The 9678-nt window shown below is 55.6% G+C and carries 10 protein-coding genes; 4 read left to right on the top strand and 6 right to left on the bottom strand.

The genetic code is table 11. From position 1 onward, the window contains the following. The 4 genes from ABYV26_RS13810 to mutM form a co-directional block, all read left to right on the top strand. Positions 1 to 333, top strand: a 333-nt coding sequence (locus tag ABYV26_RS13810; RefSeq protein ID WP_372681926.1) for a hypothetical protein, incomplete at its 5' end; no start/stop codon positions are given. Beyond that, positions 312 to 614 carry a TfoX/Sxy family DNA transformation protein gene (locus ABYV26_RS13805; RefSeq protein ID WP_372681924.1) on the top strand — a complete coding sequence of 101 codons (303 nt, stop codon included), beginning with the start codon at positions 312 to 314 and terminating at the stop codon, positions 612 to 614. The genes ABYV26_RS13810 and ABYV26_RS13805, both read left to right, overlap by 22 nt. A 214-nt stretch (positions 615 to 828) precedes the next feature. Then, entirely contained in the window at positions 829 to 2073 is a 1245-nt protein-coding gene (locus tag ABYV26_RS13800; protein ID WP_372681922.1) for an NAD(P)/FAD-dependent oxidoreductase, read from the top strand. A gap of 73 nt (positions 2074 to 2146) precedes the next feature. Next, positions 2147 to 2983 carry a DNA-formamidopyrimidine glycosylase gene (gene mutM / locus ABYV26_RS13795; protein WP_372681920.1) on the top strand — a complete coding sequence of 279 codons (837 nt, stop codon included), beginning with the start codon at positions 2147 to 2149 and terminating at the stop codon, positions 2981 to 2983. Positions 2984 to 3041: 58 nt separating this feature from the next. Here mutM and ABYV26_RS13790 read toward each other — a convergent pair whose 3' ends face one another. The 6 genes from ABYV26_RS13790 to ABYV26_RS13765 form a co-directional block, all read right to left on the bottom strand. After that, the gene (locus tag ABYV26_RS13790; RefSeq protein ID WP_372681918.1) at positions 3042 to 3449 is read right to left on the bottom strand and encodes a response regulator; all 408 of its coding nucleotides are present in this window, start codon (positions 3447 to 3449) and stop codon (positions 3042 to 3044) included. A gap of 48 nt (positions 3450 to 3497) precedes the next feature. After that, the gene (locus ABYV26_RS13785) at positions 3498 to 6197 is read right to left on the bottom strand and encodes a GNAT family N-acetyltransferase (protein ID WP_372681916.1); all 2700 of its coding nucleotides are present in this window, start codon (positions 6195 to 6197) and stop codon (positions 3498 to 3500) included. Between the two features lie 55 nt (positions 6198 to 6252). Then, entirely contained in the window at positions 6253 to 7062 is an 810-nt protein-coding gene (locus ABYV26_RS13780) for a substrate-binding domain-containing protein (RefSeq protein WP_372681914.1), read from the bottom strand. Positions 7063 to 7064: 2 nt separating this feature from the next. Then, a complete protein-coding gene (locus ABYV26_RS13775; RefSeq protein ID WP_372681912.1) occupies positions 7065 to 7763 on the bottom strand; it encodes a CBS and ACT domain-containing protein in 699 nt (232 codons plus the stop codon). Positions 7764 to 7834: 71 nt separating this feature from the next. Further along, on the bottom strand, positions 7835 to 8305 hold the full coding sequence (locus ABYV26_RS13770) for a universal stress protein (RefSeq protein ID WP_372681910.1): 471 nt from the start codon (positions 8303 to 8305) through the stop codon (positions 7835 to 7837). A 291-nt stretch (positions 8306 to 8596) separates the two neighbouring features. Continuing rightward, positions 8597 to 9601, bottom strand: coding sequence for a calcium/sodium antiporter (locus tag ABYV26_RS13765; RefSeq protein ID WP_372681908.1), 1005 nt, complete (start codon positions 9599 to 9601; stop codon positions 8597 to 8599). Between the last annotated feature and the right edge of the window lie 77 nt (positions 9602 to 9678).

Raw genomic sequence — 9678 nt, 5'->3', positions numbered from 1 at the left:
CTCGCACGACTGAAGTGCGACGCAATGCGGCGCCATCGCGTTGCGAGGGACTTTATGCGCAAGTGGGCGACGTGCTTTGTCCTGTCGATGCTGATGCTTGCCGGCACTGGCATTGCCTACTACGTCGAACTTAATGAACTCAATATACCGGGGTTTCTGTCTATCGCCGTCGAACTGTTGATTGTCGTTTGTCTGTTCGGCTGGCTTCTGACTGCAACCTGGTGGAGGGCGGATTCATGGGCATCAGCCGGTTGCCTTCATCTCCCTCTTAAGCTCGTGTCGAACCTAAACAACGTATTCATGGAAAAGATATGTCAACGGAAAAACGAGTGAGGGAATTAGCCAAACAACTCCGGAATGTGGGACCCAAGCTGGCGGAAAAGTTAATTGAGGCCCGAATCGACACTCCTGAGGGGCTGAAAAAGTTGGGCGCAAAAAAGGCGTTTGAAAAAATGTACGCCAGTGGTGATTCCTATGGTGATTTTAACGCAGCATACCTTTACGCCTTGGAAGGTGCCATACGCGATTGTGACTGGTTGGAAATTCCGGATGAAATTAAACAGGAATACAAGGAATACGCTCGGCGCCTTCAAATAAAAAAACGTGGGGGATAGCCTGACTCGGTTGACTACCGGCAAACTCAATCGTAAATGTTATTTGATGATGGCAACAAAATCCAGTGCTGACCTGTCTGCAGATTAAAATTGAAGTCTCCCCGCGGCAAGCCGTGGAGAATGCTCTGCCTGTTACGGCAGTGCTGCGCAGCAACGTAAGAAAAAAAGCGATTTATAGTTCGCTCGCTATAGCTGTTCAAGAGAACAGTCGATTATGAAAGCACGACGAGTCATTGTCATCGGCGGTGGTCCGGCAGGATTAATGGCTGCAGGGCAGGCGGCGGGAGCCGGCGCGGATACGCGTCTGCTTGAAAAAATGCAACGGACCGGCCTCAAGCTTGGTATTACCGGAAAGGGCCGCTGCAATATCACCAATATTGCCGATGTATCAGACTTTATTGGCCATTTCGGCAAAACGGGCCCTTTTCTTCGTCAAGCCTTTGCCCGCTTTTTCAACGGCGAACTCATGGCGTTCTTCAATGCACGGGGCCTGAAGCTGGTTACGGAAAGAGGCGGGCGTGTTTTCCCGGCAAGCGGCAAAGCGCCGGATGTGCATCGCGCGCTTGTGCGATGGAGTCAAACGTCCGGGGTCCGGATTTTCCACTCCGCTGCCGTTGATAAATTAGTGATCCATGATGAACGCATTACGGGTGTAGTTTCCCAGGGCAGGGAAATCGCCTGTGATGCCGTTATTCTTGCTGCAGGAGGGGCCTCTTATCCGGCTACCGGCTCAACCGGAGACGGTTACCGCCTTTCCGAATCCGCGGGGCATAGGGTAATCCCGGTCCGCCAGGCGCTGGTCCCGCTGGTCACATCCGGCGGCGACGCCAAACAGATGGCCGGACTCAATCTTCGCAACGTCAATACACGCATGCTGATCGACGGCAGGAAGAAAAGGGAGCATTTCGGTGAGGTCGTGTTCACCGACTTCGGCATCACCGGACCATCGATTCTTACCCTGAGCGGTGGGGCCGTCGACAGCTTGAACAGCGGGCACAAAGTCGTCTTTTCCATCGATCTCAAGCCCGCGCTCGATGAAAAAAAACTGGATGCGCGTCTTCAGCGCGACATTGCTTCACAGGGGACCAAGCCAATCAGCAGCCTTTTGCGGGGGCTGATCCCCCGGGAAATGGTTCCGGTGTGCCTGAATGGCATCGATATTCCTGCCGAGCGCACGGCCTGCCATATCTCTGCCAACGAACGCAGGCGTCTTCGGACCTGGCTCAAAGATTTACGGCTGGAAGTAACAGGATGCCGGCCTTTTTCCGAGGCGATTATAACCGCTGGAGGCGTGGACACGCAAGAGATTGACCCCCGGACCATGCAATCCCGGAAAACAAAGGGACTCTTTTTTGCCGGAGAGCTGATCGATATACAGGCCGATACCGGTGGGTACAATCTCCAGGCGGCCTTCTCAACCGGCTGGCTAGCGGGACGAAGCGCCGCACGGCTGTCCTAACGGTTATATATAGAAACCATACGCATGTTAACATCAACGCAAAGACGCTATCGCGCCAGCGCCGATCCCCGCCATGCCTGAACTACCCGAAGTCCAAAGCGTCGTCGATGCCCTGCGCCGCAAGATCATCCCCGGTCGCCGCATTTCCGGTGCAGCGGTGTACTGGGCCAAAACCATCGCCGAACCCGACCCTGCGGACTTCTGCAGGGCAATCAACGGTCGAACGATCAGGCAGATCACCCGCCGCGGTAAATATATCCTGTTTGATCTGTCCGCCGGCCTGACCCTGATGATCCACTTGCGCATGACCGGACGGCTGAACTGGGAGCCCCGGGACCAGCCACGCAACAAACATGAGCATGTGATCCTGGTCCTTGGCGAAACCCATACCCTGCGCTTCCAGGACACCCGCAAGTTCGGTCGTATTTGGCTGACCGCCGCGCCAGAGAAGATTCTGGACCGACTGGGCCCCGAACCGTTGGAAGCAAGTTTTACTGTCGAACGGTTTTCGGCGATGCTGCAGACGACGAATCGCCAGATCAAACCACTGTTGCTGGACCAGCATTTTCTCGCCGGCCTTGGCAATATATATGTCGATGAAGCCCTTTGGGGTGCCAGGATTCATCCACAACGCACCAGCCGATCGCTCACCGTTCATGAGGCCGGGAACCTGCATCGGGCGATTCCGCATGTCCTGAACAAAGGGCTTAAGCACCTGGGCACGTCCCTGGGCAAAGGCAAGAGCAACTTTTACCTGCCGGGCAACCGGCCGGGGGGAAACGCCGACGAGCTCAACGTCTTTCGCCGCACGGGCAAGGCTTGTCCGCGCTGCGGAAGCACGATCCTGCGCATCGTCGTGGCCCAAAGAAGCAGTCATATCTGTCCTGATTGTCAGAAAAAACACCCTTGATCGTACGGTAAAGCAGGATGCATATAGCCTAAAGGCGTGGTGACATGCGCCGCGTGCGTCAGCGCTTCAATTTTAGGGAAGACGGTGCGGGGATGTCTTCATCCTTTAGAATATCCTGGATAACTGTTTTGAGAATGTCGATGCTTTGGCCATTTTTCTCAACCAGAAAGATGTTTCCAGCATTAAAGGCCGAGATGTCGTCGTTTCCCAGTATGGAGAAGAGTACTACCGGCAGTTGGGGAATCCGGTTGGCGATCTTACTGGCTGTCTCGATTGCTTCCATACCCGGAAAATCAGGATCCAGAACGAGCAGGTCGATCCGGCTGCGGCTGTAAACCAGTTTCAACAACTCCTTTGCGCTTTCGACATTGAAGACATGGTATCCGCAGGCCGACAGCTCGCGTCTGAGAAAACGCCTGATGTTGGGATTTCGTTCAGCGATGAGAATGGTATTGCTTTTTCTCATGGTCAATTCTCTGAATGAGGTCCGGCATGCAGATAGACCGTCTGTGGTTCAGGCTTTAAAAGAGACCCCGGGCGGCAACTGGGTCATGTCCAGGGTCAAATCGAATTCGCCGGAACCACCGCCGCGCTTGATGGTGAAACCAAGCTTGCGGCCCAGTGACAGCATGCCTTTGTTCTCGGCCAGCACGGTCCCCCAGATGATTCTGAAGCGGCGCTCCCGGGCGATGTTGAGGCAGGTGGCCAGTAGGTTGGCCCCGATGCCCTTGCCCTGCCAGGGGTCTCCCACCAGGACGGCAAACTCCGCATCCTTCAGGTTGTGCTGAAGGATGACGCGGGCGGCCCCGAGCATTTTTTCCGATGGACCCGATTCCAAAATGGCCACCAGGGCGACCTCCCGGTCGTAGTCGATCTGCGTGAAACGGGCCAGCATGGTCGGTGAAAGCTGTTTCACGGGAGAGAAGAAACGGTAGTAGATGCTCTGGGGAGAAAGGGTGTCGAACAGTTCCACCAGCAGCGGGGCGTCATCCGGGCGGATGGGGCGGATCAGCAGTTCGCCGATGTCCGCCACGTTCACCCGAGATTCATACTGGGCCGGATAGGGGCTGACCGCCAGATGCATCGGGGCCTGGACCGACGCCGGCTTGAGAGCCACACGGGCATCGACGGCGATCGGCTGGCCGTTTTGGATGACCATCGGGTTGATGTCCAGTTCGGTAATCTGCGGGAAATCGGTGGTTAATTGGGCAAGGCGGATCAACACCTCTTCCAGGCGTTCCCGGTCGGCCGGTGGGTGGTTGCGATAGCCTTTGAGCAGCCGGTCGATGCGGGTGCCTTCCATGAGCCGGGCGGCCAGCAGGCGGTTTAAGGGAGGCAGGGCGATGGCACGGTCGTCCAGCAGTTCGGCCAGCACGCCTCCCATGCCGAACAGAATCACCGGGCCAAAGTCCGCATCCTTCTTGACGCCCAGAATCAATTCACAGTCCGGTGTTTGGATCATGGGCTGAATGGTCACACCGTCGATTTTAGCCTGGGGGAAGGCGCTGCGGGCGTTGGTGACCATATGGGTAAAGGTTTGTTTTACCTCGTCAGCGTTCTTCAGATTCAAAGCGACGCCGCCGGCATCCGATTTGTGAGTAATGTCCCGGGAAAGTATTTTCATCACCACCGGAAAACCACAGTCTTGTGCCATGGAACCCGCTTCATCGGCGGAAGCAGCTGCAGTGGTTGGATTCACCGGGATGCCATAGGCGGCGATCAGGGCTTTGGCTTCCGTTTCCGTGAGCAGGCCGCTGGCGGATGCCAGGCCGTTTTCGACCAGGCGGCCGGCAGCCGCCCGATCCACGTGGATGCGGGTGGACAGCCGCGGTGGAATCTGTTGAAGCATTTCGATGTCGCGTGCATGGCGATGCAGGTTCATGAACGCACGCACGGCCCGCTCCGGGGTGTCGAAGGTGGCGATACCGGCCTGGTTGAAAAGCTCCCGTCCTTTTTCCACATCCATACCCCCCAGCCAGGAGGTAAGCACCGGCATGCTGGCGTTTTGGAGCTGTTCGGAAAGGACCCGGGCAACCTCGGTGGCATCGATCATGGCCTGCGGGGCCAGCATGACCAGCAGTCCCTGGACCTCGCGGGCCTTGAGCAGCACCCGGGCTGCGTCGGCATAGCGTTGCGCCGTGGCATCACCGAGCATATCGACAGGGTTTCCGCGGCTCCAGTATTCGGGGAGGACGGCGTCGAGCTGGTCGATGGTGTCCGCCGACAAGGCCACGGGTTCCGCCCCGTAGTCGACCAATGCATCGGCAGCCATGACACCGGGACCGCCGGCATTGGTGAGGATGGACAGCCCGGGCCCACGGGAACGGCCCTTGCGGGAGAGGATTTCCGCCGCGTCGAAAAGTTCTTCGAATGTTTTGACCCGAACGATGCCGGCCCGCTCGAAGGCGGCATCGTAGACCGCATCTTCGCCGGCCATGGCACCGGTGTGCGAAGCCGCCGCGACCGCCCCGGCTCGGGTCCTGCCCGCCTTTAAGGCGATGATGGGCTTGACCCGGCTCACCGCCCGGGCCGCGCTCATGAAGCTGCGGTGGCGGGTCAGGTTCTCGACGTACATGATGATGCTGCTGACCTTGGGGTCGCCACCTAAATAGTCGATGATGTCTCCGAAATCCACATCCAGCATGGATCCCAGGCTGATGAAATGGCTGAAGCCGATATGTTCTTTTACCGAATAATCCAAAATGGCCGCACAGATGGCGCCACTTTGGGAGATGAAGGCCAGTTTGCCCTCAAGGGGCATGCGGGCGGCAAAGCTGGCATTGAGCCGGGCGGCCGTGCACATGATACCCAAACAGTTGGGGCCGATGATTCTGACCTCGCCGCCCGCCGCGGCCTGATAGATCTGTGCCTCATGCTGTCGGCCGCGTTCGCCTGTTTCTTTACCGCCCGCAGAGATCACCACTGCGCCGGCGGCTTTGATTCGTCGGCAATCGGCGATGATCTCCGGTACGGTCTCCATGGGGGTTGCCACCACGACCAAATCCACCGGCGTCTCGATGTGGCTCAAGGCGCTATAGGCGTTTTTGCCCATGACCAGCGGATGTCGCGCATTGACCGGGTAGACAGGACCTTTAAATCCGCCTTCGATCAGGTTGCGCATCACCGCTTGTCCCACCGACCCTGAACGGTCTGAAGCGCCGACAACGGCAATGGACGTGGGGTGAAACATGCAGTCAAGTTGTTCAATGCTCATGATCGTACTCCAACCTCAACGGATCGTATGGTCCTTTCCCCCAATCGTGCGGCACTCATCTTTCAATCGGAATCATCCCGTTTTTCCGGATCATGTTTTGTGCCTCATCGGTGAAGGTGAAGTCCAAAAACTGCTTGACTGCATCAGATGATTCAGCCCGGGTCACATAGTAAAAGGTCTGGAAATAGGGATAATCCTTGTCCGTCGGGGACTTTCCGTCGATATTGACAGCCTTGACGGCTTTTTCATGAGAGGCTGCACCCCGTGAGATGAACGAGACAGCGCCGCAAGGAAAGTGTGCCACCGCCTCAATAGCCATGGTGGAGTCATGGGCCATGAAATCAAATTCAATATCTCTGTCTTTCATTACCTGTCGACGGAAGTTTTTATTGGCGGCTGTATCTGTGGACGGTACGATGACGGTAATCTCAAGATCGGGTCCACCCACTTGTTTCCAATTGTTGACGCTGCCGCTAAAAATATCCTGAAGCTGGGTTTCACTAAGGTTGTCGACGCCACAATTATGGTTAACGATCACCGCTATCGGATCCCGGCAGAAGGGAACCTGAAGAAAGCCGTAATCATGATGCCTGCGGTCCATCGCTCTTGCCGTACTGGCGATATCACAGTACCCACCCATCAAAGCATACAAACTTGAGCCTGAACTGGCGGTTTTAACTTTTACCTCGATGTCGGTGGCCTTGGAAAAAGCTTCCACCTGCTGCTGGTCGAAGGCTTTGTATACCTGATTGGAGCTGTAGAGCTTCAGCCTTTTTTCAACACCGGCGGCAGCCGCCGGGGAAACCGCCCACGCCGCCAGGAAAGCCCCGATGATGATGAAAAACACCAATTTTGCCTTTTTCATGCTTATGCCTCCTTTAATTGGTTGTTAAATAGGATTCGCTTGTTTTCGCGGTGATCCACCATGTAGCGCAGTTTGGCCTTGTTCTTTAGAATTTTCAGCATCTCATCGATTCTTTCCCGGGAAACACCATAGAATCGAAGATAGACATTGCGGTATCCCGTCGGCGCCCGTTCGTAGGTGGAGAGGATGCTGGCCATGCGTCCGCCGAATTCCCGGATCACATTGACGATTTCCATGATCGAGCCGGGGGTGTCCTCCAGCACGAAAGCCAGGTGAAATCCCCTCTTTTTCAGACCGGTGATGTACAAGGTGGCCTTGAACAGATCCGTCTGGGTGATGACCCCGCACAATTGGCCTTGATCGTTCACCACGGGGGCGCCGGATATCTTGCGCGCCAGCATGAGGTCCGCGGCCTCTTCCACGGTCCAGTCCTGATGCACGGTGACCACATCGCGGGTCATGATGTCGGCGACCTTTATTTTTGATATCAGGTAAAGCAGTTCGTGCACATCCAGACTGGTGGCATCCGACGCCGATGCCCGCTTCAGGTCACGGTCGCTGAGGATGCCGCAAAGTTTGCCCTTGTCGACCACAGGGAGCAACCGGATGCGTTTTTCCTTCATCAGGGTGGCCGCTCGTTGCATGGCGTCATCTTTTTCTATGGTTACCACTGGCTTGCTCATCCAGTATCTGATCAGCATGGTTTCCTCCTTTCCCTCTCTTCCGTGCCGCAAAGCGCGGGCAGAGGGATAAATTATCCGTGGTATTCTTCTCAAGGCAATTCGCTAAAACCCGCCGGTATCGTCAACAGCGGTATGGGCGAGCGGCGGTACAGTTTGCGTGCCGTTGAGCCGACCACCACGTCGGCCAGGTTGCTGCGGCCCTTGGTGCCCACCACCATCAGGCCGGGCTTCTCGCTTTCGATCGCCGTGAGCAGTTCCCGGTAGGGAATGCCGGTTTGGACCAGATAGCTGCAATCGACCATGTCCGGATAAACTCCTTCGATGATCGCTTTCATCTGGGTTTCGCGAGTCTTCACCTGCTCGGTGAGGTAGTTCGGAAAAGAGAAGGCCTCATAACCGGTCATGGTTCGCTGAACCAGGTCCAGATCACGCTGATTGATCACGTTGACCAGCACCAGGTCGGCGTCAAGCCGCATGGTCAGCCACACGCTGTAACGCACGATCGTCGCGGAATAGTCGGACAAATCCACGGCCGCCATGATTTTCATTTTCTGTGTCATGGGACGCTCCTTTCTATATAGCTTTTGAATTTTAAATGATGATTTCTCACCCCTGAAAATCATAGAGCAATGGACGTGCCATTTCCACATCATCGGTTAACTGTGAATAACTATCTAAAAAAGATCAATATTTTATAAAATCGGGAGAGCATGACACCCACAGAAGCGGGGGAGGTGTCGGGCTTTTTGCCAGGGTGTAAAGGGAAGCCAAGAAAAAGCCGCGCCCCAACCATCGGGCGCGGCTTTAATGGGTGCTTGAAAAGGCAACATCCTCACGTCCGGCAGCCGATGTCAGGCGTGTGGAATCAAATAAGCAAGGTATCCGACATAACAGCATAAAAGGGTAAAGCCGGAGATACGAGAAACCATAAATCTTTTTTGCATCATCAACCATGTGATGCCACCGATAGCGATCATCACCCAGTAATCGATGACCAACCCGCTTTCAAAAAATCCGCCGGGAATCGTGATCGGATTTACCATGGCGGCCAATCCAATTACGCCGAGAATATTGAACACATTGCTTCCGATCAGGTTTCCGATGCTGATGTCCATCTCTTTTCTCATCGCGGCGACAACCGAGGTCGCCAGTTCCGGCAGGGAGGTCCCAAAGGCCACGATGGTCAGCCCGATAAATTTTTCGCTGACACCTAACTCCTTCATGACGACCACTACGGCATGGATGAGTACCTGGGCGCCGACGATCACGCCGGCGATTCCAACAATGATCAGAAGGATCTGCTTGGTTTTCGACTCGACGATCCCGATATCCGACAATTCCTCGCCGCCAGCAGGCAACTCGGCGGTTACCGTCGTCCCGTTTTCTGCAACCAGAACCACGGTGCTGTTCGTGTTTGAGATCCGGTAATTATAGATCGTGTAAACGATCACCCCCGCAAACAGGGTAATCCCTTCGAGCCTGCCGATCGTCGAATTCATCGAAATCAGCAGCAGATATACCGAAATGGCGATCATCAGCGGGATGTCCCGCCTGACGACGGATTTGTCGCTTGTAATCGGCATTAAAAAGGCGGCCAAGCCCAGTATAAGGGCAATATTGCAGATATTGCTGCCGACGACATTTCCCACGGCAATCATGCTCTTTCCTTGGATGGACGCAACAGCACTTACCACCAACTCCGGTGCGGACGTCCCGAAGGCGACGACGGTCAAGCCGATGACGAGCGGTGTTACCCCCAGGCTCCGGGCAAGGTTTGAAGATCCTTTGACGAGCCATTCGGCACCATAATATAGCAAAACGAATCCGAGCAGCACCAAACCATATTGAATCCACATAGTATTGCCTCTCCTTTCAGACTGCGGGCGATCGATTACGGCGAAAGTCTCAACTTGTACGAATTCACACCGCATAG

Source organism: Desulfosarcina sp. (assembly GCF_041551955.1).
Lineage (GTDB): Bacteria > Desulfobacterota > Desulfobacteria > Desulfobacterales > Desulfosarcinaceae > Desulfosarcina.
The sequence above is the reverse complement of the archived record's forward strand: the minus strand, read 5'-3'. Positions and strand labels throughout refer to the sequence as shown.